Below are 643 nucleotides of genomic sequence, written 5' to 3'. Positions count from 1 at the left end.
GGTCGCGTATCGCGGTATCGGCAGGAAGCGCGAGGCGCTCGAGAAGACCTCGAGCGGCCCGGTGATGTCGAGGATCTGAGCGGACGGAAATCCGACGATGACGATGCGTGGTTCGATCACTGGTTCTTCCTCTGGGAAGCCGTGTTCGGTCGACGGCGTGGCCGAGATCGTCAACACCGTGTCCTAGGTGAGCCAGTGAGCCGACCGTACCGTGAATATGTTCCCACAGATCACCGACACGAATCAGCCCTGGAGAAAGCCCATGTCATCCACTTTCGTCCGCCGTCTCCCTGACAGTCAGGACGCACCACTGGCCGCCACCGAACCGGTTCCGACCGCGCCCGGTCGTGAACGAGCACCGCGGCCGCCGCGGCACGGGCGCGCACGGCGGCTGGCACGACGCACCGGAATCGCCGCCCTGGTCGCGCTCGCACTGATCCTTGGTTCCGCTCTGACCAACGCTGTTCTGAACCAGGTCGAGCGGTCCTCCACCGCTGCATACGGCGAGCGGGTATCCGTCACCGGCGGCACCCTGAACGTGTACCGGCACGGCGACACCGGGCCGACCATTGTCATGCTCGGTGGATACGGCACCGCATCGCCCGCGCTCGACTTCGCCCCGCTCATCCGTGAACTCGACGGC

At 65.9% G+C, this 643-nt stretch carries 1 pseudogene; it reads left to right on the top strand.

From position 1 onward, the window contains the following. Positions 1–262: 262 nt before the first annotated feature. Positions 263–643 (top strand): annotated as a pseudogene (locus AB4Y94_RS17780) (hypothetical protein); the annotation flags it as partial.

The organism is Glaciibacter sp. 2TAF33 (assembly GCF_052114945.1).
GTDB lineage: Bacteria > Actinomycetota > Actinomycetes > Actinomycetales > Microbacteriaceae > Cryobacterium.
Note: the sequence above shows the minus strand (reverse complement) of the source record. Positions and strands in the feature narration are given on the sequence as shown.